General features: G+C 44.6%; 23 protein-coding genes, 1 tRNA gene and 1 pseudogene. 6 read left to right on the top strand and 19 right to left on the bottom strand.

Translation table 11 applies throughout. The annotated features are described in order from the left end of the window. Nucleotides 1–109: 109 nt before the first annotated feature. The 3 genes from PLL47_RS03280 (at nt 110) to PLL47_RS03270 (ending at nt 2,517) form a co-directional block, all read left to right on the top strand. Nucleotides 110–265: a hypothetical protein gene (locus PLL47_RS03280; protein ID WP_324444760.1), complete on the top strand. Its 156-nt coding sequence runs from the start codon at nt 110–112 to the stop codon at nt 263–265. 146 nt (nt 266–411) lie between these two features. After that, nucleotides 412–819 carry a DUF1699 family protein gene (locus tag PLL47_RS03275; protein WP_324444758.1) on the top strand — a complete coding sequence of 136 codons (408 nt, stop codon included), beginning with the start codon at nt 412–414 and terminating at the stop codon, nt 817–819. 201 nt (nt 820–1,020) lie between these two features. Then, nucleotides 1,021–2,517, top strand: coding sequence for a glycosyltransferase family 2 protein (locus tag PLL47_RS03270; protein WP_324444755.1), 1,497 nt, complete (start codon nt 1,021–1,023; stop codon nt 2,515–2,517). A 186-nt stretch (nt 2,518–2,703) separates the two neighbouring features. Here PLL47_RS03270 and PLL47_RS03265 read toward each other — a convergent pair whose 3' ends face one another. The 4 genes from PLL47_RS03265 to PLL47_RS03250 all read right to left on the bottom strand — a co-directional run bounded on the left by PLL47_RS03265 (nt 2,704) and on the right by PLL47_RS03250 (nt 6,055). Beyond that, the gene (locus PLL47_RS03265; RefSeq protein WP_324444753.1) at nt 2,704–3,840 is read right to left on the bottom strand and encodes an ABC transporter ATP-binding protein; all 1,137 of its coding nucleotides are present in this window, start codon (nt 3,838–3,840) and stop codon (nt 2,704–2,706) included. Next, the gene (modB, locus tag PLL47_RS03260) at nt 3,837–4,514 is read right to left on the bottom strand and encodes a molybdate ABC transporter permease subunit (RefSeq protein ID WP_324444751.1); all 678 of its coding nucleotides are present in this window, start codon (nt 4,512–4,514) and stop codon (nt 3,837–3,839) included. Before modB ends, PLL47_RS03265 begins: the two co-directional genes overlap by 4 nt. Before the next feature lie 24 nt (nt 4,515–4,538). Continuing rightward, nucleotides 4,539–5,372, bottom strand: coding sequence for a molybdate ABC transporter substrate-binding protein (gene modA, locus PLL47_RS03255; protein WP_324444749.1), 834 nt, complete (start codon nt 5,370–5,372; stop codon nt 4,539–4,541). 473 nt (nt 5,373–5,845) lie between these two features. Then, nucleotides 5,846–6,055 carry a TOBE domain-containing protein gene (locus tag PLL47_RS03250; protein ID WP_324444747.1) on the bottom strand — a complete coding sequence of 70 codons (210 nt, stop codon included), beginning with the start codon at nt 6,053–6,055 and terminating at the stop codon, nt 5,846–5,848. A 604-nt stretch (nt 6,056–6,659) separates the two neighbouring features. Between PLL47_RS03250 and PLL47_RS03245 the strand changes: the two genes are divergently transcribed. Continuing rightward, nucleotides 6,660–8,084: a formylmethanofuran dehydrogenase subunit B gene (locus PLL47_RS03245; RefSeq protein WP_324444745.1), complete on the top strand. Its 1,425-nt coding sequence runs from the start codon at nt 6,660–6,662 to the stop codon at nt 8,082–8,084. Between the two features lie 401 nt (nt 8,085–8,485). On the opposite strand, the gene PLL47_RS03240 is transcribed toward PLL47_RS03245, so the two are convergent. Beyond that, nucleotides 8,486–8,608 (bottom strand): hypothetical protein, encoded by a 123-nt coding sequence (locus PLL47_RS03240; protein WP_324444743.1) that lies wholly within the window; start codon nt 8,606–8,608, stop codon nt 8,486–8,488. Between the two features lie 35 nt (nt 8,609–8,643). Here PLL47_RS03240 and PLL47_RS03235 point away from each other — a divergent pair, with 35 nt between their 5' ends. Then, nucleotides 8,644–9,018 carry a helix-turn-helix domain-containing protein gene (locus tag PLL47_RS03235; protein WP_324444741.1) on the top strand — a complete coding sequence of 125 codons (375 nt, stop codon included), beginning with the start codon at nt 8,644–8,646 and terminating at the stop codon, nt 9,016–9,018. Between the two features lie 337 nt (nt 9,019–9,355). Further along, nucleotides 9,356–10,894, top strand: coding sequence for an MAST domain-containing protein (locus tag PLL47_RS03230; RefSeq protein ID WP_324444739.1), 1,539 nt, complete (start codon nt 9,356–9,358; stop codon nt 10,892–10,894). Between the two features lie 288 nt (nt 10,895–11,182). On the opposite strand, the gene rpsJ is transcribed toward PLL47_RS03230, so the two are convergent. The 14 genes and pseudogenes from rpsJ to PLL47_RS03160 form a co-directional block, all read right to left on the bottom strand. Further along, nucleotides 11,183–11,491, bottom strand: coding sequence for a 30S ribosomal protein S10 (rpsJ, locus tag PLL47_RS03225; protein WP_048124829.1), 309 nt, complete (start codon nt 11,489–11,491; stop codon nt 11,183–11,185). A 38-nt stretch (nt 11,492–11,529) separates the two neighbouring features. Further along, complete coding sequence (tuf, locus tag PLL47_RS03220) at nt 11,530–12,798, bottom strand: translation elongation factor EF-1 subunit alpha (RefSeq protein WP_324444732.1); 1,269 nt, start codon at nt 12,796–12,798, stop codon at nt 11,530–11,532. A 358-nt stretch (nt 12,799–13,156) separates the two neighbouring features. Beyond that, a complete protein-coding gene (locus PLL47_RS03215) occupies nt 13,157–15,349 on the bottom strand; it encodes an elongation factor EF-2 (RefSeq protein WP_324444730.1) in 2,193 nt (730 codons plus the stop codon). Between the two features lie 64 nt (nt 15,350–15,413). Continuing rightward, entirely contained in the window at nt 15,414–15,983 is a 570-nt protein-coding gene (locus tag PLL47_RS03210) for a 30S ribosomal protein S7 (RefSeq protein ID WP_324444728.1), read from the bottom strand. Continuing rightward, a complete protein-coding gene (locus PLL47_RS03205) occupies nt 15,980–16,408 on the bottom strand; it encodes a 30S ribosomal protein S12 (protein ID WP_324444726.1) in 429 nt (142 codons plus the stop codon). Before PLL47_RS03205 ends, PLL47_RS03210 begins: the two co-directional genes overlap by 4 nt. Nucleotides 16,409–16,513: 105 nt before the next feature. Further along, nucleotides 16,514–16,939, bottom strand: a complete 426-nt coding sequence (locus PLL47_RS03200; RefSeq protein WP_048137975.1) for a NusA-like transcription termination signal-binding factor — start codon at nt 16,937–16,939, stop codon at nt 16,514–16,516. A 20-nt stretch (nt 16,940–16,959) separates the two neighbouring features. Beyond that, nucleotides 16,960–17,256 carry a 50S ribosomal protein L30e gene (locus PLL47_RS03195; RefSeq protein WP_324444722.1) on the bottom strand — a complete coding sequence of 99 codons (297 nt, stop codon included), beginning with the start codon at nt 17,254–17,256 and terminating at the stop codon, nt 16,960–16,962. A gap of 252 nt (nt 17,257–17,508) precedes the next feature. Further along, nucleotides 17,509–18,780 carry a DNA-directed RNA polymerase subunit A'' gene (gene rpoA2 / locus PLL47_RS03190; protein ID WP_324444775.1) on the bottom strand — a complete coding sequence of 424 codons (1,272 nt, stop codon included), beginning with the start codon at nt 18,778–18,780 and terminating at the stop codon, nt 17,509–17,511. Further along, entirely contained in the window at nt 18,780–21,422 is a 2,643-nt protein-coding gene (locus tag PLL47_RS03185; protein WP_324444720.1) for a DNA-directed RNA polymerase subunit A', read from the bottom strand. Before PLL47_RS03185 ends, rpoA2 begins: the two co-directional genes overlap by 1 nt. A 13-nt stretch (nt 21,423–21,435) precedes the next feature. Then, nucleotides 21,436–23,250: a DNA-directed RNA polymerase subunit B gene (gene rpoB / locus PLL47_RS03180; RefSeq protein WP_324444718.1), complete on the bottom strand. Its 1,815-nt coding sequence runs from the start codon at nt 23,248–23,250 to the stop codon at nt 21,436–21,438. A gap of 14 nt (nt 23,251–23,264) precedes the next feature. After that, nucleotides 23,265–24,860 (bottom strand): DNA-directed RNA polymerase subunit B'', encoded by a 1,596-nt coding sequence (locus PLL47_RS03175; protein ID WP_502883671.1) that lies wholly within the window; start codon nt 24,858–24,860, stop codon nt 23,265–23,267. A 220-nt stretch (nt 24,861–25,080) separates the two neighbouring features. Then, nucleotides 25,081–25,317, bottom strand: a complete 237-nt coding sequence (locus PLL47_RS03170; RefSeq protein WP_048037333.1) for a DNA-directed RNA polymerase subunit H — start codon at nt 25,315–25,317, stop codon at nt 25,081–25,083. Nucleotides 25,318–25,403: 86 nt separating this feature from the next. Continuing rightward, nucleotides 25,404–25,480 (bottom strand) — tRNA-Lys (locus PLL47_RS03165). A 559-nt stretch (nt 25,481–26,039) separates the two neighbouring features. Then, a pseudogene (locus PLL47_RS03160) lies at nt 26,040–26,609 on the bottom strand (DJ-1/PfpI family protein). Nucleotides 26,610–26,726: the final 117 nt, after the last annotated feature.

Genomic DNA, 26,726 nt, shown 5'->3' with positions numbered 1-26,726 from the left:
GCCTTCAAACAAGGATAATCTGGAACGATAGAAACCTGCCCGAAAACTGGGTACCTAAACTTACACGAATACAGTCAAAATTACTTGAAATAAAGATGGGTGATGCATTATGGAGTATGTAACAAAAAAATGTCCAATTTGTGGGCATGAATTTGTAGTCCTGGAGAATGTGGAGAAAAAGGCAATTTACTGTACACTTAAATGCCTTTCAGCCGCTCAGGGAAAAGTGAAGAGAGGAAAAGTTTCCTCGTTCATGTCTGTATAATTATCCAGTTCATCGGAAAAAGTATAATTTCTTTACTTTTTCCTTTTAACCTGAAATAATTAAACCTGAAGCAATAAAAACTAAAACCAGCTTAAATCAAAAAACCAGCTTAAATCAAAAAAATAACTTAACAGTGGGGGAAAAGTATGAGGATAAGAGTTGTCAGTTCAAGGGAAGAGATCTTTACACTTAATCCGAATGAGCGTATTGTTCACCTGGCTTTCAGGCCTTCAAACAAAGACATCCTGGGATTGGTGGAGACATGCCCGAAGATCGAGGTAATTCAGGTACCTAAATCTTACATGGCTACTGTCTCCAAATCCATCGAAATGTTCCTTCAGATGCAGAGGATCCATCTCCTCGAAGGAGACGTCTGGGGGCACAGGAAGGACATCAACGAATACTACGCAATTCCATCTTCAGTAATTGAAAAGATTAAGGAAATGAAAACCGAAGGTAAATCCACTGAGGAGATTGAGAAAAAGATCTCAAGGGAAAGCAAGCTGAACCCTGGAATGGTTTCTTACATCATGACAAAAGAAGCTCCTGTCTGAATTCAAACAGGACAAAGTAAGACAATAAGGACAAAATAAGACAATAAAAATTTGCTGAAGATTAAAACATAAAAAAGAATTGAATCGAAAATAATCAGGATAAAACCAGATATTAAAATTATTAAAAATTAATTGAATTTTCCATTTAATATCTGATAGCTATACAGGCAATCAGATGAGGTAGGATGTGGGGGGGTTAAAATGATTAAGAGAGATATCGGAGATTTTGCAAAAATTCTAAGAATATCAGTAGTGCATCAGCCGGATGTCGTATTTAGCCGAAAAGAGAAGAGCAAGAAAAAATTTTCGAACTCATCCGGCAATCACCTTATACACAAATTCATGCCGATTGTCTCATTACTTCTGGCTATATTAATCACCGCTTCAGTGGGATTATTCCTTTACACGGGAATTAATCACTTAAACGGCAGTACGCCTGGAAGTGTCACTATAAGCGATAATCCTACAATCGGAAGTATAAATGTCAATAAAATAATGGAGGTATACTTCTGGTTCTTTATCATAACCGCTTTGTTGCCACTTTCGTTCTTCGTGATATGGAAAGTATTGTCAGAGTGGAATAAGAAGAGGGAGCAGACTAAATACCTGCTTAAAGGTGGTAAAGATCCTGAAGATCCCGATCATAAAGATCCGATGCTAGTCTCTGTTATAGCCCCGGCTTATAACGAAGAGAAATCAATAGGCAAGTGCCTTGAATCCATACTTAACCAGGACTATAAAGGGGAAATTGAGGTAATCGCTGTTAATGACGGGTCCAGTGACCGGACTGCAGAGATTATTTCAAAATATCCTGTAAAACTTCTCGATCTGAAAGTAAACGGAGGAAAAGCAAACGCTCTAAATAAAGCGATTGAGATTGCAAAAGGAGACATCCTGATCTTTACGGACTCAGACTCATATATGGCTCCCGATGCTGTGAGCTCTTTAGTCAAATGTCTAAACGAGAATAAGGATGCCCAGATGGTGGCAGGAAATGTCTATATCCATGACAATCACGGAAAAAAACAGATAATAAAGTACTTCCAGATGATTGAATATCGCATAGAACAGGAAATTACCCGCCATCTTCAGGGACTGTCCAACAGTATTCTCGTATGCCCTGGACCTCTTACTGCTGTCAGGAGAAAAGTATGCGACGTAGTCAGGTTCAGTAACGAAACAATAGTTGAGGATGCAGACTTTACAATCAAAGCTCTTAAAAACTCTATAAAGATAATTCAGGAACCAAAAGCAATAGTTTACACGAACGCACCTGAAACTGTTCGCGGGTGGTATAAACAGAGGAAGAGATGGTGGTACGGAAACCTCCAGTTATGGAGGCTCCATAAGAAATGGGCAGTGAGAAACCTCTGGATGGTATTCAACTATTCAGGATACATTACGGGAATCTGCTCTATCATCCTGATGATATCAGTACCGTACTTTATCCTTCAGTATGATAACATCCCGCTGGTACTGATGATCGGAATGCAGTGTATTGCTTTCTCTATACTGCTGTATGTAATGCTCATTGGTCCATTCTTTGCCAGAGACAAAAAACTGCTACTAATGCTGATACCCTATGTATTGATCTATGCGACAATAAAAGTGGTAGTAATCAGCAGCCTGTTCCTCCGCTACTTAACAGGCATAGGAGTAAAAGTCAAATTCGGTGCAAAGACCTTTGTAGTAAGATAATAAAAACTTAAAAACTAAAAACAGTTACAAAAAATTATCTTCTACAGGGGTCAATCCCCCTGTTTTTTGAGAAAAATGTGGAGAGAATCTTATGCATATATTTTTGTGGGAAGTTGGCGGCTTTCATCTCCACCTGCCATTTCTGCCAAACCGTAACTGCAGAGGAATGAGACTTCAAGCATGGAGTTAAAAACCATGAAATGCCACTATATTACTCATTTCCAGTCTAACCATACAGGAACCGCCCGCATGAAGTTTAAGGGAATCCACAAATTGTGCAGGCAGTTCTGCAGTCAGACTTTTGTTATGTTTGACAAGTTTGAGGGAAATTCTTTTTTTAGGTCCTTTATTTATGATACTGTTGACATGTGCAGGATAAATGTTTTCGTCCCGACCTTCAGAATCGGAGTCATCCCGAAGAAGAGTTATATTCTCAGGATGGATTCCCCAGGATATTTTATCTCCGGATTTAAGGTTCTGAGATTTTATTTTTATTCTCATGTCTCCGCTTTTTAACACTGCACTTTTTGACTCTTCCTCATATTTTTCCACATAAGCATCGTCAAAAATATTTGATATGCCTGTAAGTTCTGCCACATGAATGTTTTCAGGATGACAGAAGATTTCTTCCGGGGTTCCGAACTGCTGGGCCTTTCCCCCATGTAAAATAAGAACCCTGTCAGCCAGCAGGAGAGCTTCTTCAAGGTTATGGGTTATAAATAACAGCGGTATTTCAATCCTGTTTTGCAAATTTTTTATTTTTTCGGCAAGTCTGATTCTTATTTTCATATCAAGTGCTGAGAGAGGTTCATCCAGAAGTAAAATTCCCGGTTTGGGAGCCAGAGCTCTTGCAAGGGCTACCCTCTGCTTCTGTCCGCCTGAGAGTTGAGAGGGAAAACGGGTTTCCAGCTCCTCTATATGGAGAAGGCTCAGCACTTCCATAATCCTTTCTTCTCTTTCTTCTTTTTCCCAGTCTTTGAGACCGTATTCTATGTTTTTTCTAACGTTCATATGAGGAAAGAGGGTATAGTTCTGAAAAACATAACCAAGATTGCGTTTCTGGATGGGAAGATTAATTTTCCGGTCTTTGTCGTAGTAAACTTTATTTCCAACAATTATTTTTCCATTATCAGGTTCCGTGATTCCCGATATGCACTTAAACAACGTGGTCTTTCCTGATCCAGAGGGCCCAAAAAGTACGACAAGTTCGTTTTCCATTTCAAAGCTGACATCTAACGTAAAAGCCTTCCTGGTGCCTTTTTTTCCGTTGATTTCAGCTTCATTATACCGTTTTATAAGGTCAACTTTAACGCCCAATCTCATACCTCTAATTTTTCTACGAATCTACCGGTTAGAGCAATGGTCAGCAAGGACATAAAGACCAGGATTAAAACCAGCGCTTCGGCAAGTTCATTGTTACCTGCCTGGAATGCGCTGTATATTGAAATAGACATTGTATTCGTTTTTCCTGGAATATTTCCTGCCAGCATCAGGGTTGCACCGAATTCTCCAGTAGCCCTGGCAAAACTGAGTATCAGCCCTGCCAGTATTCCTTTTTTTGCAAGAGGGAATGTTATTTGCAGAGCGGTCTCAAGTTCACTTTTTCCAAGGATATAGGCAGAGTACTCAATTTCCCTGTCCACTGCTTCAATGGCTGCTTTCGCGGTATATACCATCAGTGGAAGAGAAACCGTATATGCTGCAATAACTGCTGCCTGCCAGGTAAACATGATCCCTTTCCCAATAACATCGAAAATCATCTGTCCAAGAAGCCCGTGTCTTCCTACAAGAATCACAAGAAGATAACCGATTACTGTAGGAGGAAGGACGAGGGGAAGGGTCACGAGCAATTCCACAAGCCTTTTTCCCCGGAAATCATGCCTTGCAAACACATAACCTATGGCTACGCCACTGCACAGTACAAGAATGGACGATATGGCTGCTACCCAGAGCGTGAGAGTTAAAGGAAACCATATCTTGTCCATCATGGAGATCATTTCTTATGTTTTTAGCTTATGCTTTTATTTTGATGCGGCAGTAAACCCGTATCCTTCCAGAATCTCCTGACCTTCTTCTCCGGTCACGTAATCCAGGAATTCCTGTGCTTCTTCTTTGTTCTCAGAAGTAGAAACCACAGCTATCGGATAGCTAATAGGGGTACTTACAGTCACATTGGTGACGATTTCTATTGTTCCAGGGTCTGCAGTCTTTGCATCGGTCATATACACAAAACCTGCATCTACCTCTCTTCTTTCAACATATGTAAGAACCTGTTTGACATCTTCGGCAAGTACAAACTTGTTTTCCGTCTGATTTAACAGTCCTGCTTCAGTCAATGCGGTGAGAGTATAGTTTCCGACAGGAACAGAGTCAGGATTTCCAATTGCGATTTTTTCAACTTCTGGAGCTGTAAGGTCTTCTATTCCCGTTATATTGAGGCTACTGTTTGCAGGAACTATGAGCACAAGGGAGTTCTGGGCAAAGTCTTTCCTTGTACTGTTTTCAATCAGTTCCTCTCCGGCAAGTATGTCCATGTTTTTCTCGTCAGCCGAAGCAAAAACATCAACCGGGGCTCCTCCCTCTATTTGCGTACGCAGGTTTCCTGATCCTGCAAAATTGAGACTCACATCTACACCAGGATTATCGGCTTCAAACCGTGATTCCATATCAGTAAAGGCTTCGGTAAGGCTGGCAGCTGCAGACACCATAATTGTTTCAGACTCCTGCTCAGAAACCGATGTCTCTTCTGCAACAGGGGTACTCGTTTCGTTTGTATCTTCGCTTCCGTTTTCAGCACATCCTGTTGCAAGGAACACGCCTAATAACACTAACAGAACTATTAGTCCTTTTTTCATAATTTCACCTGCACAAAATATAATAAGACGTTATGTTTGATAATACACAACGATCCTTCTGTATTTTTATAGTATAAGAATGTTCCCGAATTTGCCATAAGTTCAAAGCCATGTTTTTATACACGGTAACGAAACAGGTTTAATAATATCGTTTTTGATTCTTTGACTTCCTGAATCTGTAATTTTACAGAAAAAATGGCATGCCATCAGGTACTGGTTCAGGAACCCATTTTATCATGGAAACATTCTGCGTGACGGAGTTGAGTATTCAGAATAATCGTGAAATAAATTAAGTCGCTTTTCAGGACTATTAAGATAAGATAATTCCACTTTCCGCAGATCTACACTGCTATTTTATCTGCATCTTCAAACGAATAATGAGATAGCAGTAGCTTTCTGTGCACTTCTGTGGAAAGTGGAAAGGTTTTGATTATTTTATTCCCTTATTAAATGAGGAAAAGGAAATAAGGCTTTCAGTCTGTTGCTACCATCACACTTGAGGCCTTGAATGCTGCGTATACTTCACTTCCTACTTTTAACTTCATACTTTCAGCTGAGGTCTTTGTGATGATGGAAGTGATTTCTGTTCCTTCTGGCAATTCGATTACAATTTCCGCATTGACCATTCCAATGACAATACTTTTAACCTTACCTTTTAAGACATTGCGTGCACTCAGTTTCATTTTTTTGGACCTCCATTTAACACGGAATTTTACTTCCGCAAACTTACATATAAATATATCCTTATATGAACCTTACGAACTCAGGATTAATTTCCGATCTGTGGCCCAGGTATCTGAATAGGAATGTAAATTTTCCACTCAAAAAAATGAGGAGACGATATGTTTATATCAGGTTGTAAATTTACTTCTAAATGAAATTCTTTGTAGAATTCCAGCTATTGGAAGGAAAAGCATCTTACCGGTAGCGAACCCAAATATAAGGAATATTAACTGGTAAACAACAGCAAAAGAGCTTGAACACGGTTTTTTTCTATTGGGATATGGAAAGTCCTGAACTATCTTTGATTCCCCCACCCGTCTTCCTGGCTGCAGGAGAAAAGGCGCATTCCTGAGACCTGTTGACATTGAAGTACTAGTTCATAAAAATGATACAGTGCTGTACAACTGCTGTGCACTGTTCATTCAAATAAATATGAACTGCTGTGCAGCGCACGGAGCAATGTTGAGAGGTACACAAAATGCAGGGCAATAATCTATTGTTTTTCTGTTTTGAAGAAAGCACCGAATATGTGATATTGGATATTTATGCTGGAGGGCGGCGATTATGTTATTTAAAAACATAATATGTCCAGCCTGTGGGGCTGCCTGCGACGATATCCAGGTTGAATTCAGGAACGGGGAACTCGAAGCTAAAAACATATGCAAAGTAGGAGCTTCGCGGTTTAAGGTGATTAAAAGTTCCCGAAGGCTCAGGCAGCCACTTATAAAGCTGGAAGGGAAATTAAAGCCTGTTTCATGGGACAAAGCTCTTGAAAAAGCTGCTGATATCCTTGTTTCGGCAAAACGTCCTCTAATTTTCATGGGCAGCGATAATTCCTGCGAAACACATGAAATAGGGCTCATGATAGGGGAATACCTTGGAGCTGTTGTCGATTCAAATACCACAATTGGAAATGGGCCGGCAGCAATGGGAACTCAGGAATCCGGAAAAACAGGTGCAACCGAAGGGCAGAAGAAAAACAGGAGCGACCTCATAGTCTACTGGGGAACGAACCCCCTTGAATCCATGCCCAGGCATATGTCCAGATACGGAATTTTTCCCAGAGGGTACTGGACAGGAGGCGGACGTTTTGACAGAACAATTATTACCGTAGACCCGAGAAAAACTCTTACTTCTAAGGTTTCCGACCTTCATGTGCAGCTCAAACCCAATTCCGATTATGAACTGATAAGTGCCCTTCTCACCCTTCTTCACGGAAAAAATCCTCACCCATCAGTAGAAGAAATCACAGGAGTTCCCATCTCCTTAATGAAACAGATGCTCCACATGATGAAAAACTGCAACTTCGGCTCAATCTCGGCAGGTGTCGGGCTTTCGTCCTCAATCGGAAAACACAGGAACACCGAAATTGCCATGAACCTCGTAAAGGAGCTGAACAGCTACACGAGGTTTACCTTTGGAATTCTCCGCAGCAACTGCAACGTGGCAGGCTTCAATCAGGTTGCATCCTACATGTACGGATATCCTTTCGCGCTTGACTTCATGCGGGGTTATCCGCGTTACAATCCGGGAGAATTCACTGCTGTGGACCTATTGCGGGAAAAGGATATTGATGCAGCCTTTGTGGTATGCACGGACCTATTAAATCAGATCCCTGCCGACTGCTCAGCTTACCTTGCCGAAATTCCCCTTATCTGCCTGGACATTTCTCCATGTCCTACCGTAGTTGCCTCGGATGTTGTGCTTCCAGGGGTAATTGACGCTATGGAATGTGAGGGAACCCTTTACCGGCTCGATGATGTGGCTGTTCACTTCGAACCGTTCGTTAATTCCCCATTTGAATTCACAAAGAGTAACGAAGATACCTTAAAACAAATTTTTATAAAAATTCGAAATAAAAGAAATCAAGCTAATTTCCTTCCTTCCAAAAATAAAGAAGAAGCGAAAGAAAAAGAAGAAGAAGAAGAAGAAAAAGAAGAAAAAAAAGAAGAAGAAAAAGAAAAACTGATACTTGGAAATTTGCTCTGAATATCCTCAACCGTTATGTTTGATTAAACATAACGTTATATATAGTTAGTGTGCATTTAGCTGTTGAGGATCACAGGAGAGTAAAACGGTGTTCAAAAAAAGTCTCATGCCCTCGAAAGAAGTAAGGTGCATATCTCAGGCAAAGGTAAAACGCTGAAAATATTACCTTTGGACCGTCCGCCTTTGAGCCGCCCAGCTTTTTAACGCAGGAGAGTTGGTAAGAGAAAATTTTCTCTCTTTTCCAAAAGTTTTCCTCTTCTCAGGAAAATACAAAATCCACTGTCCACAATCCTTGCTCCGATCAAAAAATATAAAAGTGGATTTTTCCTGAAAGATCATGTAAATGATAGAAAGCCAAACTCCCGGTGAAGAAAAGATGGACCTGGTTCGGTAAGACCTTTTTACTCAAAATCCTGATGGATGGTTTTAAGAGTATCCTTTTCCAGCACATGAATAGGGACTCTAAGAGACATTATCAACACCGTACCCGGTCCTGTGATCCCCATAAAATTCCAAAAGTTCATGCCCAGCAAAAAGCAAACTGTCTAAATGTGGTTCTATGGTAGACTCCATTCATGAGATGATTAGAGCAAGTTTCGGATACGAAGATGCGGTAAAATGCATATTCGGTTTGAACTCTCTTGATCTCGAAACATACAAAACCCTGCTCTTACACGGCCCCATTACAACCGAAGGACTGGGAGAAATAGTGAAAAGAGAAAAAAGTACTGTATACCGTTCCCTGCAAAACCTCATAGCATGCGGTATTGCTTATAGAAAAAAAAGGTCTATTGAAGGCGGAGGGTACTACTATGAATATATATCAGTCGAATCCGGGAAAGTTAAACAGGTACTAAAGAAGAATATTGATGATTGGTACTATCAGATGAACGAACTAATAGAGAAAAATGAGTTTGTTGACAATGTCGGTTGATTAAAATAATGGATGAGCATACCCAAAACTTATAATTACATCTCTGAACCTCAAACTCTGAACCTCAAATTCCCATGATGCATCTCGCCTCCAGTCATGAAAACAGTTCTAAAACTATTATTATGCAAAACAAAATTGGTTTTGGGACGGACTCACTTATAATTTAAAAATGATATAAGAGATCTTCATGAGAGATTTTATATGATAGACTCATATAATCCACTGGCTTGGTTTTTTATTTTTTGATTCTTTTTTCTTCAGCTCTTAATTTTTAAGCTGGACAGGTCATTGACAGTTTATTGTCTGTGGGTGAGAAAGTATGAAATTGAAGCTGAAAATGAAAAATTTAGATATATCCATACTTTGTGTCCTTTTGATTGTGGTCCTTGGTGCATCTCCTTCTCTTGCTCAGATGGGCCAGGGCGGAAATGCCGCTGGAGGCATGGGCCAGGGAATGGGCCAGGGTATGGGTCAGGGAATGATGAATGGTTACGGGTTTGACCAGTACGATAGCAGGTTTTCAGGGTTCGGATCAATGACTTTCGAAGAAGCCTGCAACAATTTCGGAGTTCCGGTTGAAACAGCACTTTCTGACCTCGGGCTTCCTGAGGATATGGACACGAAGCTTACCGTTCTGGAAGTCGAAGAGCAGTATGGAGTCACAGGGCAGGAAATTGCAAGCTACATGGTAATGACCATGAAGAAGACGCCGACTTCCCTCAATTCCAGGCAGCGACTCATGATGTGCCAGCAGGCCGTGCAGAACGTAAGAGGCATGGGGCAGGGAATGTATTTTATGCATCAGGGCCGCTTTGCATACGGAAACTACACGACTTTCAGTTTTGATCCCGATGCAGGAGAAATCAGCAACTTTGCGCTTAGCGGAGACCAGATTTTCAATTCAGTAACGGTTTCTGATTTTGCCTTTAAGGATGAACATCTTGCAGGGGCAGCATCTATTTATTATGGCAAAGACAGCCGGATTTTGCTTCACGACAACCCTATGGGAATCATGCAGATCATGGCTTTTGCCAATAAAACCGTTATTTTTAACCTCTCCGAATATGTGGAAGCAGGTGTGGATACTGAACTTTCTGATGATCTGGGAGATGCAATTATCGTAAATATAACCAAAAACAACTTTGAGGGATCCCTTATTGTCTTCAAGAATTATCTCGCCACCGTTACTGATGACGAACCTCTCGAAGGGCTTGATGTTAAAGTCTCGGGTGATAAAGTCACAGTAACTCTTGTAAACAACAGCGTGGTCATGTTCCGTGCATCCCCCATGGACCCTGCTCTCATGCAGACCGGCTACATGTACGGTTCCCATGCTGCATACATGAACCGGATGCTCAACAGGGAAATTGCCCGCGGCATGGTAGGAGCTGAAATCGCTCTCCGTGCAGGAGGAAATAATTCCTCAGCTGTGAACTACACTCCCATGGGCATGCAAATAAGAGAAAGGGACAGAGACCGTATAGTGCTCGCGGTAGAATCAAACCTTTCGGATGGCAAGGTCATTACTATAAATCTGGACAACGAGACCATCAACCTTTCAAATCCCGACCGCCTCAGGCTTCGGATTGATGGAAATGCAATTGAAAGAGCCGAAAATATAGATAAACTCTTTGCTGGCGGAAACCGTCCGCTCTGTTATCTAGTGCAGGAAAACGAAACTGCGACCATGGCAGTATATATCCCCGAATTTTCGGAACACGAAATCGTAATTGACCTTGAGCCAGAAGCTGGGGAAGAGGAAGCCGGAGAAGAGAGAGCTACTGAAACTGAATCCAAATCCACACCGGCTTTCGAGATTGGGCTCGGAGTTGCAGTGCTGACTTTCACATGCCGGTTGAGGCGCAGGAGGCAATAAATAGTTCTTCCCGGTATGTTTAAATCAGTATCATTTAAAATAGATTCAGAGACTGCAGAATTCAAAATTCTGCACCACATCCCTTATTTTTAAAGATTTACATTTTGCAGAATAAGGTGTGGAGAGAAATTTGCAGAATCTCCGGAGGCTGAAAAAAGCCCTCACAGGGGGCAGCCGCCGGCAAATTTCTCTAAAGTGGATAAAGTAAATATTCTGGAATAAAGAAGTGAAAAGGAATTGCAAGACCGGGTACAGAATTGTTCTGTAACCTGGTGTTTTTTTTTGCATTTATCCTTCGAGGACAATCTCAATGTTAATGTCCTTTGGGACCTGGATTCTCATGAGCTGGCGGAGTGCTCTTTCATCGGCTGCTATGTCGATGAGCCTCTTGTGTACGCGCATTTCCCAGTGGTCCCAGGTTGCAGTCCCATCACCGCTTGGACTCTTCCTTGTGGGGACGACAAGCTTCTTTGTGGGCAGCGGAACAGGTCCTGAAATGCTAACTCCTGTTCTTTCCGCAATTGACTTTACCTGGTTGCAGACTCCGTCCAGATCCTTGGGACTGATGCCTGACAATCTGATTCTAGCTTTTTGCATACCTTTTTTCTCCTTAAAAAAATGAAAAAAGGAGAGTGTTATTTCTGCTTAACACTCATGCACATGCCTGCGGCAATTGTCATACCCATATCACGGATAGCGAACCTGCCGAGCTGTGGAATCTCTTTTACGGGCTCGATGACCATCGGCTTTGTTGGTTTGATGGTAACGATTGCTGCGTCTCCGGCCTTAATGAAGGTTGGGTGCTCTTCCTTAACCTGGCCAGTCTTCGGGTCCAGCTTCTTGTCAAGAGAAATCAGCTGGCATGCGATCTGGGAGGTGTGGGCGTGGAAAACAGGTGTGTAGCCTGCGGTGATTGCTGAGGGGTGCTGAAGGACGACGATCTGTCCGACAAACTCGTCAGCGACCTTTGGCGGGTTGTCAACGTGACCACAAACGTCTCCTCTGCGGACGTCGTTCTTGCCGATACCACGGACGTTCCAGCCGATGTTGTCTCCGGGGAGTGCCTGTGGAATTTCTTCATGGTGCATCTCAATGGACTTAACTTCACCGCTGGCTCCTCCGGGCATGAAGACTACCTTGTCACCTTTCTTCATTACACCGGTTTCAACTCTGCCTACAGGCACAGTTCCGATACCGGAGATGGTGTATGCGTCTTCGACAGGGACCCTGAGAGGGAGAGTGGATGGTTTTTCTGGTTCCTTGAGGTTGTTGAGGGTGTCCATCATGGTGGGACCCTTGTACCAGGGAGTTTTGTCGCTGTGCTTTACGATGTTGTCACCGTAGAATGCAGAGGTTGGAACGAAGGGGATTTCGCTTGGCTTGAATCCAATCATTTTCAGGATACCGGATACCTGCTCAACGACTTCCTTGTACCTCTTCTCGCTGTATTCAACTGCGTCCATCTTGTTGACTGCAACAATAAGCTGGGTGATACCGAGGGTTCTGGAAAGGAAGATGTGTTCCTTGGTCTGAGCCATGACACCATCAGGGGCTGCAACGACGAGAACTGCAGCGTCAGCCTGGGAAGCGCCTGTAATCATGTTCTTAACGAAGTCACGGTGGCCAGGGCAGTCCACGACTGTAAAGTAGTATTTGTCTGTGTCGAATCTCTTGTGAGCGATGTCAATTGTGATACCTCTTTCACGCTCTTCCTTAAGAGAGTCCATAACCCATGCGAATGCGAAGGATTCCTTACCCTTCTGCTTTGCTTCTTCTCTAAACTTGTCAATGATGTGTGGAGGTACAGCTCCTGCATCATACATTAAGCGTCCTACGAATGTGGATTTTCCGTGGTCAATGTGACCAATCACTGCTAAATTAAGGTGTGGTTTGTCTGCTGCCATTTATTATTCTCCTTTATAAATTATGGATGAGTTTCAATGCTATATTAAATCAAAGTATATTAATATTAGGGCAGATCTCGTAATGATCAGACCTTCTCCGGTCTTCTTTCAACCATTACTTACAATTTCCCGACATGAACATATATCAGGTCAACGTAATTTGAATTTCCAGCGGCCTGGACTGTTTTCCCCATTATAGGCATATCTTGTTTTAAACCTTTCCCATTGACTGAACTCTCTAGAAAATTCTGAAACCTTTTATTTGAAACATTCCAGACCTTTCTTTTCTGAATTAGAAGGGAATTTTGACTTAAATTGGTTTTGCCTTAAATAGAGGATGAAGCGGAAAAAATTCCGCTTACATTGAAAGGTAGTCAGAAGCTTTGGGCAGATCTTTCTTCAGGCCCTTCCTTTCTCTGATCTGGCCGACGATTTCGCCCAGGATGCTTGAAGGCACAACGTCAAAGCCTCCGAACTCGGTGCTCCACATAGCACGCCCTTCGGTTGCTGACCTGATCTCGCCGGCAAACCCGAACATTTCAGCCACAGGTACTCTGGCCTCTATAATTGCCAGGTCCCCTTCTGTGGTCATGTTGAGGATAACACCGCGGCGGCCCTGAAGTTCCTTTGTTGCACCGCCCATCAAAAGCTGGGGTACCTGAACAAAGACCTTCTGGTAAGGCTCAAGCAGACTGTCTTCTGCCATGAGCATGCCTGCCTGGATTGCCTGCCTTGCTGCAGGAATAATCTGGGCTGGACCTCTGTGGATTGCGTCTTCGTGGAGTTTTGCATCTACAAGCACGCACTTTACATTTGCCACAGGTTCTCTGGTAAGCGGACCTGCACGCATAACCTCTTCAAACCCATCGAGAACCAGTTCCATGGTTTCGTTAAGGTACTGGATACCCTTGGTCATATCGATGAAGATATTGGAGTTGAAGATGCCGACAATGCCTTTTGCTTCTTCTTTGTCCATTCCTAGATCAATAAGTTTCTGTCTCCTCTCAAGTTCAGGCATGTTCATGCTGACTTCCCCTTCCTTGATTGCGCTGACAATCTCGGGGTCAAGGGGTTCGACATAGATATAGAACCTGTTGTGCCTGTTCGGAGACTTTCCTTCTACAGCCTCGATCTTCCTCTTAATTGTTTCCCTGTAAACGACAATCGGCTTGCTCGTGGTGATTTCCACATTCTTATCCCTTTCGATCCTGTGGGCGATAACTTCCAGGTGAAGTTCTCCCATACCTGCCATCAGGTGTTCCCCGGTTTCCTCATCCAGAGTAATCTGGAGGGTCGGGTCTTCCTTTGCGACCTGCCTGAGAACCTCAATGAGCTTGGGAAGGTCTTTGGTGTGCTTGGCTTCGACAGCCACGGTCACCACAGGTTCGCTTACGTGCCTGATGCTTTCGAAAGGAGTCATTCCTTCAAGGGTGGTTACGGTGGATCCGACAATTGCGTCTTTTAAACCGGTAACTGCGGCAATGTTTCCTGCAGGGATCTTGTCCACTTCAAGCCTTTCAGGACCCATGAAGATACCGACCTGCTGGACCCTGCTCTTCTTTGCAGTCCCTGAGGTGTAAACTTCCATACCACGGGTAAGAGAACCGCTGAACAGCCTTCCTGTTGCAACTTCTCCTGCGTGGGGGTCAACGGAAATGTCAGTTACCATGAATGCGAGGTCTCCTTCTGCATTTGCATGGGTCATGGACTTTCCGATTTCGGAGTTCTCGTCTCCGTGCCAGATGACCTTTATCCTGCCCTTCTGAGCATCAATCGGGTTTGGCAGGAAATGAATAACCATGTCAAGAACAGCTTCATGCAGAGGGCACTTTTCTGCCAGGGTCTTCATGTCTCCAGCTTTACAGTAATCATAAACGTCCTTAAAGGAAACCCCGGTCTTCTTCATCATAGGAACACTGATTGCCCAGTTGTAAAGAGCTGACCCAAAAGCTACGGTTCCGGCTGCTGCATCGACTTTCCAGCCTGCCTTGAACTTTTCAGGGTTCATGTTCTTGATGAGCTTGTTCACGTGGTCAATAACTTTTCCGAGGCGGACCTGCATTTCCTGAGCGTCGACCTGCAACTCATTGATAAGCCTGTCTACCTTGTTAACGAAAAGCACGGGTCTTACATGTTCCCTGAGAGCCTGCCTCAGCACAGTCTCGGTCTGGGGCATAGTGCCTTCTACTGCGTCAACTACCACTACCGCACCGTCTACTGCTCTCATGGCACGGGTAACGTCCCCACCGAAGTCAACGTGTCCGGGGGTGTCGATAAGGTTAATCAGGTAGTCTTCATTATCAAATGTGTGAACCATGGAAACGTTGGAGGCATCAATTGTAATACCTCTTGCCTGTTCCTCTTCATCGGAGTCCATGAACAGCTGTCTGCCGGCAAGTTCCTTGGAAATCATGCCTGCGCCTGCTAACAGATTGTCCGATAATGTGGTTTTACCGTGGTCAATGTGTGCAACGATTCCGATATTTCTGATCTTCTCTGGATCATTCATGAGCGTTGTCACACGCTCGACCATTTTCTTTCTTCGTCCCATGCTAATACCTTTTAAGCGAAATATGAATGATTATATGTTTATTCAGGAAAGGCCCGGATAACGATTAACGGGCTGCCTTTGCAACTCTTTCCTTTGCATCCTTTCTGTTAATGGAGAAGGATTTTGTATCACGGTTTGCGGCTCCAATGAGTTCAGTTGCCAGACATTCTGCAACAGAGCGCTTGGATTTGAAGGCTGCAGCATTTGTTCCCATGCTGATGTAGCGCAGAGCAGTGTCAACGCGCCTCTGAGGAGCAGTGTCAACTGCTTTTGGAACAGAGATTCCGCCGTACTTCAGCCTGACCACTTCTTCTCTGGGTCCTGCATTTGCAATGGCGTCCACGAGAACCTGGATGGGGTTCTGCTTGGTTTTCTTGTTCACAATGTCAAAAGCTTCCTCAACTGCGCGGAGAGTCACCTGCTTCTTTCCGCTGTTGATTTCGGTCCTCATGAGGTTGTTTGCGAGGCGCTCTACAATCGAGATTTCGGATTTGTTGAACTGCTGCCTTGCATGTTTCCCGCTGCTGTGAGGAACAATTACAGGTGTAAGGCTGACATAGCGCTTAATTCCAAGGTCTTTGACCTCGACTTCCGTAGGGTCCCATTTCCCAAAAATCTTGTACAAATAAATCATCTCCTGGGCTTTTCCAATCTGCCGATGACCAGCTGGTTCAGGGACACGTTGTTTACGGCAATTACCTTGAAACGTACGCCTGGAATGTCACCCATAGCACCGCCCATGCGGCCTCCTATCCTCTCAACGGTAACTTCATCGTGTTCATCAATGAAGTTTACTGCACCGTCTCCGGGACAGAAAGCGGTAACCTGACGCCCGTTTTTAATGAGCTGGATTCTTACGCATTTTCGGATTGCAGAGTTCGGCTGTTTGGCTTCAACTCCCACTTTCTCTAATACTATACCCCGACCCTGCGGTGCGCCACCAAGAGGGTCAGCTTTCACGTTCAGACCAAGAACACGCCTGCCGTAGTATGTATCTTTCCAGCGGGCATCCTTCCTGGCTTGTTTGAGTATATTAGCTGCATATTTTCCTTTAGCCATAGTAATTTCTCCAGTTAATAATTGATCACAGTTTCCTGATTTGGCATAAAATGCCAGAATTGTCCTTCAACGCCGGATTAATGGATCAACGTAAATTAAGGAATATCACTGCAGGATCACGTCTTCAATAGTGTGATGACGGCGTGCAAGCATCTTTACTTTCTCTATATTTTTTCCGTTGCGACCGATGGCAAGCCCCTTCTCTTTATTGGGTACCTCTACATAAGCTAATCGCTTGCCATTTTTGTTTGTAAGGTTCACTGAACTTACAGATACCGGCCCGAAAGCATTCTTAATAAAGGTTACAGGGTCCTCTGAATACTCCACAAGCTCAATGGGTTTGTCAAGGGCTTTTTTAACACGGTTTATATTCTCCCCGTTTTTGCCTATTGCAAGCCCCATATCACCCTGCTTTACAACATATACGAGCCTTTCCTCTTCCGGAATACAGTCAAGTATTTTGGCCCGCGTCATGTTTTCAAACAACGCAATGTACTGGATGCTTTCTGCAGTAAGTCTTATTTCACCCAAGACGTTGCAACTCCTTTTTATCAAGCTGTAGCTGCCAGTATATCCGATTCGCCCGCGTCAAGGATTGCCATGGCTGCAATCGTGAAAGGCTTTCCGCATACAGGTCCGAGTTCTACACTTGTACCTTCGTATTCAAGAACCGGAACATTTGTTTCCTGAACTTTCTTCTTAATTTCTTCTGGGCAGTTTGATGCCAGGATAACCATTTTTGCTGAGCCATTTGCTGCTGCATCAACGGTCCTGTTGGCTCCGATAATTACTTTTCCTGTTTTCACAGCCTTGATAAGGGATTTATCAACATTGATCTTCATTTTCATCAACTCTCGTCTCAAATTAGCTCTTCTACTCTATCTATTTCTGAATAAAGATTCCAAGCTCGGTGAGTATATGGTACTCTAAATACCTGATGCCTTATATCAATTTTCTGGTTATGAGCCTCGCGGACTCAAGTTTCTGCAGCAGGATTTGGTGAAGTCTAATAAGGTAATGTATACCTGATCTGGACTCGTCCTGTATCAGATTATACATTTAAATAATTATAGGTCATGCCGGAGTTTTAACTCCCGAATTTATTCTTCTTTGGCTTCAACTTCTTCTGCTATGATTTCCGGTGTTACATCAGGTGCTGCTTCCGCCACTTTCTCTGCCTTTATTTCCGGTGACGCTGCTTCCGACATTCTCTCTGCTTTTCTGCTTATCAGATGGACATCTCCCGTACCCATGCGGATCGGCTGGCCCACAATGATGTTTTCCGTAACACCCTGCAGTTCATCCACATATCCGCGCATACCTGCATCAAGCAGATGGTTGACAGTAACTTCGAAAGCTGCACGGGCAAATACACTTGCCTTTTCACCTGAAATTCCGTGCCTGCCTATCTGTTTTACTTCCCCATCCGAGGTCATGAGGTCTGCCACAAGCATGATATGCCTGATGTCCACGGTAAGACCCTGTTCACGCAGGGTATCCGTAGCTTCTTTAATAATGGCGTTTCTCGCAGCCTCAATGCCCAGGACTTCATAAATTTCATTAATGTTGTTTGTACTGGTTCTGGTCTTGTCAACACCCTCGAACTGGAGAACTTCACGCAGAGCTGACCCTTCTGTATAGAGAGTATATTCTTCACCCTCTTTTCGGACCACGACTCTTTTGATACCTTCTATGCCTTTGAGAGTAACATTGTGTATGCTCTTTGCAAGCTGGAGCAGTTCCCTGTAAGAGGGCTCTCCGGGAGTAATAACTATCTGGTTGTCTATATCGGGAGAAATGCTGACCAGGACATTCAGCTCTTCATTAAATTTCTCCTTTACCTGGTCTATGGTAATATTCCTGCCTTCCATTGCCTTTTCGTGCAGGTCTATTATAAGCTTCATCTGGGAAAGGTCAGTTGTAACGTCAGCTATATGGTCGATTTTGGTCGCTTCAATCTCCCATGCCAGGGCTCTTGTCTTTTCCCTGTCATAAGCATAGTCTTCAGGATGTTCTTTTGAAAGAGCAATTGTCATCATAGGAGTGCTCGGAATCTTCCTCGCATCCACGATTTCAATAAGACGGGGCAGACCGAGAGTAACGTTAATCTCAGCCACACCGGCGTAGTGGAAGGTACGCATCGTCATCTGAGTACCCGGTTCCCCTATTGACTGAGCTGCAACAACACCCGCAGCGTCGCAGGGCTCAATGCATGAGGCAGTATATTCGTCCATTACCCGTTCTATAATCTCTTCCATTTCCTTTTTGCTTACCCCGGCTTTGAGGACATCTTCCCTCAGTGTTTTTAAAATGTTAGAAGGAAGCGGGAGGTCCTTAATCATGCTGTCTACTGTGGCTTCGCTGATACTCATCATGCCACCTCCTTGTTTACCACGGAACGGACAATCCTGTGGATGGTGTCAGGTTTGCTGAAATCACTCTTTGTCGGGTTAATTCCATCTTCCCCGTACTTGAACTGAACAAGCACACCTCTGGTGTCCCTGACTGTAAGGTCGTACTGAACCTCAAGGTCCTGAAGGGCATTGACAAGTCTTCTCTGCAGGTAACCTGACTGTGATGTCCTGACTGCAGTGTCCACAAGACCTTCTCTGCCACCGATTGCGTGGAAGAAATACTCGGTCGGGTTAAGCCCGCTCTTGTAGCTTGCCTTGACGAACCCATGGGCATCCGATCCCAGGTCACCTTCAAGGAAGTGGGGCAGGGTTCTGCCTGCGTACCCTCTGCGGATGCGCTCACCACGCACTGCCTGCTGGCCGACACAGGCTGCCATCTGGGTAAGGTTAAGGATAGAACCTCTTGCTCCTGAACGGGCCATAATAACTGCAGGATTTTCAAGACCCATGTGGCTGTCTGCAATTCCTCCGGTCTTGTCTCTGGCTTTACCCAGCTTCTGCATGATGCTCATTTCAATTGTTTCGTCGAGAGTTCTTCCCGGGAGCGGATCGAGCTCTTTATTGATATACGACTTGATAAGGTTCTGTACTGCATCTTCAGCTTCAGCGAGAACCTCATTAATCTGGATTCTGGCTTCTTTTGGAATATCTTCATCAGCTATTCCGAAACTCAGGCCCGTGCGCATGATTGCCCTGATTGCCAGTTTTGTCATATCATCTATAAACTGGGACCCTGCTTCGGGACCGATTTCCTTGATGATGCGGTCCTGGATCTTTCCTTTGAAAGCCCCTATTGCCGCTTCGTCTATCGTGCCCTTAATGAGTTGTCCATTCTTTATTACCACATATGCATCGTTGGGACATTCTGCTTTCTTACAGGTGTCACAGTGTGAGCAGACCTGGGCTGTGAACTCTGTATTGAGACCGTCAGGAAGAATCTGGCTGAAAATCTGTTTTCCTGTCCAGTATGGCTTTCCATTCTCATCGTACCCTGCAGGTTCAGGCAGGCTGCGTGCGCTGCTTTTTCTCAGGAGGTCGTAAGCATCATGACGGGAAATTTTGTTTTCAAAACGTGTCAGCAGGAAAAGCCCTGAAATGTGGTCGTGAATCCCGCCGATAATGGGACCTCCGAAACGCGGGGAGAGAATGTTTTCCTGAACCTGCATGAGGATCTTTGCCTCAGCCCTTGACTCTTCAGTCTGGAGGGCATGCATGTTCATTTCGTCACCGTCAAAGTCAGCGTTGTACGGAGGACAGACTGCAGGGTTCAGCCTGAAAGTTTTGTTCGGCAGCACTTTCACAGAGTGTGCCATAATACTCATCTTGTGCAGAGACGGCTGCCTGTTGAAGAGCACGGTATCCCCGTCTTTTAACTGGCGTTCCACAGTCCAGCCGAATTCCAGCTTATCGGCAAGGTCATCCTTGTTCATATTGGTTACTTTTATGCGCCTGCCATCAGCCCTGAACACATAATTTGCTCCGGGATGAATATCTTCGCCGTTCCTCACATAAACCTTGAGCTGTTCGATGTTCCTTGGGGTTACAACTACAGGAACTGTCAGGGTCTTTGCAATGGGCATAGGGACGCCGACTTCGTTTATACTGAGGTTCGGGTCAGGAGAGATGACGGTACGGGCAGAGAAGTTAACACGCTTACCTGACAGACTTCCTCTGAACCTTCCTTCTTTACCTTTTAAACGCTGAGAAAGGGTCTTGAGAGGTCTGCCTGATCTGTGCCTTGCAGGCGGAATTCCTGAAACTGAGTTATCAAAGAATGTAGTAACGTGATACTGAAGCAGCTCCCAGAGGTCCTCAATGATAAGCTGAGGAGCTCCTGCTTCCCTGTTTTCCTGGAACCGCTGGTTAATTCTGATAATGTCTACCAGCTTGTGGGTCAGGTCGTCTTCACTGCGCTGCCCGGATTCAAGAGTAATTGAAGGGCGCACTGTAACAGGAGGTACTGGAAGGACGGTAAGGATCATCCATTCAGGCCTTGCGTTCTTCGGGTCCATCCCTACAACCCTGATGTCCTCATCAGGGATATTTTCAAAGCGGTCCCTTATCTCGGTAGGGGTCAGCTTCTCTCCGTTTTCCAGGTATTCACTGGGCTTTTCGAATTTGATTTCGAGCTGTTCTTCATTACAGTATGGGCAGTTCTTTACCTTGCTGGCTTCTTTATACACTTCATTAATCAGGTCATCAGGCATGTGCCCGATTTCTTCAATTGCAATGAGCTGATCCAGAAATTGCTGTTTCTGAGCCGGATCCAGCAGGAGCCTGCTGCATTTCCTGCAGGTTGCCCTGAGGAGTTTTCTGATTACCTTGTTAAAACCTACGTGGACAACAGGGGCAACAAGTTCAATGTGCCCGAAGTGTCCGGGACACTCTCCTGCCCTGCCGGAACAGGTCTTGCAGCGAAGCCCGGGGTCAATAACCCCGAGTTTTGTGTCCATGAGTCCCATGTCAATTGGAAATCCGTCGTCATCATAGGTGTCAGCCGTGATAATAGGGGTTGCACTCATCTTACGAATTTCTTTTGGGGACATTAAACCGAATTTGATAGAAGCAATTCTTTTAGGAATCGGAGGTACGTTTGCCATATGTCCACCTCAGTTACACAGCATCTTCGAGTTTAAGCCTGGGAGCTACTCCGAGTGACTTAATCTCGTCAAGTAACAGCTTAAACGCATAGCTCATCTCTACAGGATATATGTCCGTGTCAGCCCCGCATGCCGAACAGAAAGCTATGTTCCGCTGCTTGTCGTATGTTGCAATCATTCCGCAGTGCGAGCAGACAAGTTCCACCACTTTGTCAGACTCGTCGAGCAATCTTTCTTTTAAGGACATGGCAGCTCCGTGCCCTACCAGCACATCACGCTCCATTTCACCGAACCTGAGACCACCTTCCCTTGCACGACCTTCTGTCGGCTGGCGGGTGAGCACCTGTACGGGTCCGCGGGACCTTGCATGCATCTTGGAGGTAACCATGTGGTGCAGTTTCTGGTACAGGATTACACCAACGAAGACATCTGCAGGGATCATCCTGCCTGTTGCCCCGTCATAGAAAACCTCTTTTCCTGTGTGGGCAAAGCCGTGCTTTTTCAGGGCTTCTCTGAGGTCTTCTTCTTTTTCTCCTGAGAAGGCTGTTGCATTAATTCTTCTGCCTTCCATGGAACCTACTTTTCCGCCGATCATTTCCAGGACGTGCCCTACAGTCATACGTGATGGAATTGCGTGCGGGTTAATCATCAGGTCAGGAGTCAAGCCGGATTCCGTAAACGGCATATCAGCAATAGGGACTTTTAAGCCGATAACTCCCTTCTGCCCGTGTCTGGAAGCGAACTTATCCCCTATGTCCGGGATCCTTTCGTCCCTTACTTTTACCTTGGCAAGGCGTGTTCCGTTAATGGATTCTGTAAGGATAACTGTGTCCACAATCCCTGTTTCGTTGGATCTCATTGTAACAGAGCTTTCTCTCCTCTGTTCAACTGCAATCCCGAAGTCAGAAGGCTCTTCAAGGAATCTAGGAGGGCTGGTCTTTCCTATAAGCACATCATTCGGGCCGACAGGGGTTTCAGGGTTTACAAGCCCGTCTATGTCAAGGTTTGCGTATGCATCTGCGCTCCGGGCTCCGCGGTATTCGGAGTCAGGAATCTCGAACTTGTCTTCCTGCCCGCCGGGATATCTCCTTTCTTCACCTTCAAAAGTCCTGAGGAAGTGGCTTCTCCCTAATCCTCTTTCAATTGAGCCCTTGTTGAAAATCAGAGCGTCTTCAATATTATACCCTTCATAAGACAGGATTGCGACCACGAAGTTCTGGCCTGCAGGTCTGTCGTCGAAACCTATTGCCTCACAGGTTCGGGTTCTTGTCATTGCCCTCTGCGGATAGTGCAGGACGTGGGCACGGGTATCGGGTCTTAACTTCTGGTTTGCTGTGGAGACTCCGATACACTGCTTGATCATGGCTGCACCCATGGTATTACGCGGAGATGCATTGTGTTCCGGGTAAGGGACCATTCCGGTACAGATGCCGAGCATAAGTTCAGGATCAAGCTCCATATGGGTATGCCTGTCAGTAATGTCAGCCTCGTAGAGAGCAATGTATGCATTTTCTTCTTCTTCGGCATCCAGGTACTCTACACAGCCTTCTTTTACCAGGTCATCAAAACTGATTTCCTTATTCTTCAGTTTCTGCACCTGCTCCGGGGTTACTTTGGGAACGCCGTTTTCCACAACCAGAAGAGGTCTTCTTGCCCTGCCCATATCGGAGTTTATAATTACTTCCCTGGTGCTGTCATTAAGAGCTATATTGACCTGTCTTGAAATGAACCCCTGCCGCCTCATTTTTCTGAGCTCTTCCACGAGTTCCGCAGGGTTGTCATGGGTCCCGACGAGCTCTCCGTTTATGAATACTTTTGCTTTAGTCATCTGACATCAACCCCTCAGTCACCATACATTGATCCAGAGTCGTCCATATCTGAATAATCGTAGAAATCATCATCTTTGTATTTGGTTTCGGGTTCCGGAGTTTCTTCAAACTCTTCAATAATTTCTTCCCCGAATTCATCGAGTACTATTTCTCTCATTCTTGCCGGGATTTCTGGCATTTTCACAACTACTTTCTCAACGTTGAGGTCGTAGAGTATTTTCTTAATGTTCTCTGTTTCTTCTATCCCCGTGGAGAGTTCAACCATTTCGGCGAAGTTTTTCACAAGGCCACAATTTGGACCTTCTGGAGTTTCGGAAGGACAGAGGCGTCCCCATTGGGTTGCATGCAGGTCACGGGCTTCGAAGTGAGGCTGAGCACGGGAAAGCGGAGAAATCACGCGGCGCAGGTGAGAAAGAGTAGAAATATAATCGTTCCTGTCAAGAAGCTGGGAAACACCTGTTCTTCCTCCTACCCAGTTTCCTGTTGCCAGAGGGTGCTGCAGGCGGTCAGTTAAAACGTCTGCCCTTACAATTGTGGCAACATTAAGTTCCCTGTTCCTCATGTTTGCACGTTCGAGCTGGTACTTTATGTCCCTTGCCAGCCTGTTGAAGGATACCCTGAAGAGGTCTTCCATCAGGTCGCCTGCGAGTTTAAGCCTCTTGTTTGCGTAGTGGTCTTTGTCGTCTTCTGTACGCTTGCCAAGTGCAAGTTCAAAGCAGGACTCAGCCATTCTTGCCAGGAAATGAGCTTTTGAGATCCGGTCTCTAATGTCATTTCCCAGATGGGGGAAAAGATACCTGTCAATTACGTAGTTTGCTCTTTTTATCTGGTATTCCTTAGCCTGCCCGGCAGCAACCCTTGCCCCGATCTTTTCGATCGCTTCTTCCTGAGTCTCTACTTCGGCTTCTTCAAGGTTTTCCAGCATGAACTTGATAATTTCGGGATCGCTTGAAACTGCGTTTACGATATCTTCGTCAGTTACTATCCCGAGAGCCCTCATAAGTGTAATGAAATATACTCTGCCGGATATTGATGGGAAAGAAACCTCAAGCAGGGACTTTCTTCCTCTTTCCACAATTACGAGTGCCCTGTATCCTCTTTTCTGTGAAAAGACCTTTGCGACCTCTATCACGTCACCGTAACGCTCTCCGTACTCAACAAGGATTTTGTTAGGGGCAAGGTCTTCAAGGGTCATAACTACCCTTTCAGTACCACCGATAATGAAGTATCCCCCCGGGTCAAGAGGGTCTTCTCCATAGCGGACTTTCTCAGCCTCGCTCAGCCCGAGAAGGTTGCAGATTTTGGACTTAACCATAACAGGAAGCTGCCCGATCTTTGCTTCCATTGCCTCTGACTCTATCCCGTCTTTTACAACACTCATTTCCAGGTAGAGGGGACCTGAGTACGAAAGGTTTCTGAGCCTCGCTTCATTCGGGTAAAGCTTTTCGATCGCTCCGTCTGCCTCCTTTACTACTGGATGCTCTACCCGGATCTTGCCGAGCTTGAGATAAGTGTCTTCAATGTCGGTTTCTATTATTCTCTGTTCATCAATGATCTTTTGCAGCCCATAATCTATAAACTTATTAAATGAGTCTATATGATGCTGCACTATCTTGTCCCGTGTAAAATAGGCCTGCGACAGTATACTGCTTTCTAACGCGATGATAGCACCCTCTTTGCTTTGGTAAAATGAAAATCAATAAATGATGATCCTCAGATCTGGATCTTTATGTAGTCGTTGAATCTTTTCCGTATGATGGTGCATGGGATTCAAAAAGATATTCAGTGAAAAAAATATGATTTTGCAAGCGATTTCAACTCCCCGTCGCTTACTCAATCACAAGTCTGTAATAATCTGCCTCCCCTGCAGTCTGACTTTTTCTTGTTATTTTCACGACATCTCCGACAACAGCTCCTATTTCTTTGCAAACAGGATCCTGCACTTTGATTTTCGGAAGTTGTTCCTTTTCAATAAAATATTTGCTTAAAACAGACTTTAACTCGCCCTCAGACATGATTTCATGCTTAGGGACCGCCTCATGGTCGAGCAGGCTGAACTTTGTCAAATCCTTTCCTCCAAAAATAAAGCATTCAAAAAACTTGATCAGATTTCTACAGCGGATGGCCTTTCCGCCAGTTGTAATAAAGAACATGGCGGGCCCGTAGGGATTTGAACCCTAGGCCGACTGGTTAAAAGCCAGTCGCTCTGCCTGACTGAGCTACGGGCCCAGTTTGTTTATTTCTCCACCTCTAGATTTTGCACCATTGAATGCTAATTTCTTAGCATGCAACCCTGCTGCCCCGCTGCATCAGGGAGCACCTCTTTCACGGGTGCAACCCTCTAATTATAGCTATACTATTTATAACTTATGGTGGGTTTCCTTTTTTTCCCGACTTCTTTTAAATTTTGCAATAAATTTATTTTGTATGTATTTAATTTCTGCATATAATTCTCTGATTTTTCCAGTAAAATATATGTACGATAATTTTCACTTTTTTAAAAGTAAAGCTGAAAACTGAATAATTCCTCCATATTTTAGGGTGAACTTAAATTTTTGCCCTGATTTTAGATAACTTCCCGCGTTCTCGACAGTAGCCTCTAAAATAGTAGCCTCTAAAAATGAAGCATCGATTCGTCATATTAATCAGTTAGTCATATTAAATTATCTAATTTTAAACTCTTTCTATATTCACTGAAAGTTATGACTCCTTATCTTTCCGTGTTCGCATCGAGACCTTGATTGCAGCTCGGTAAAGGAAAAAAGGAAAAATTCCTGCGAAGGAAATCTTAAATGCGTATATTTGCGCCGAGCAGTTCAACGAAAGCCCTTAACCAGGAGGGATGGTTGGGCCATGCCTGAGCCGTTACCAGGTTTTTGTCAATTATCACTGGTTCCGGCTGCCAGTCAGCACCGGCTAACCGGCATTCCGAAGCACATGCGGGATATGACGTTACCCGATAGCCTTCCAGAACTCTGGCAGCCGCCAGAAGCTGCAGACCGTGGCAAATAACTGCTACAGGTTACTCAGCCTCAAAGAAATCCTTTACGAGTTTAATGGTTTCATCATACATGCGGATGTATTCCGGAGCTCTGCCGCCCGGGACGACCAGACCTGCATAATCATGCGAATTTACTTCAGCAACAGGTATATCAACAGGAATACGATGCCCTGTCAGCTCAATGTAGGTATCGAGCGTGGTAAAATCGTGCACAACCAGTTGCAGCATATCACCAGTTTTTTTGTTGGGTGCAGTTACATCCACATGGTATCCCAACATCTGGAGCGACTGTTGAGGTACCTTAACCTCATAATCCTCGGCGCAATCGCCTGTCAAGATAAGGATTTTCCTGGACATGTCTTTTCCTCCTCGCTATTTTAGTCATTTCCAGCTTATTAATCCTATTTTTTCAGATAGTCCAGACCATATCAAATAAACGAATATCTCAAAAGAAGAATTCTTCTTACTTTTCTT

The sequence above is a fragment of the Methanosarcina sp. genome (assembly GCF_035390745.1).
In the GTDB taxonomy this organism is placed as follows: Archaea; Halobacteriota; Methanosarcinia; order Methanosarcinales; family Methanosarcinaceae; genus Methanosarcina.
This window is presented reverse-complemented; position numbering and strand designations above follow the sequence as displayed.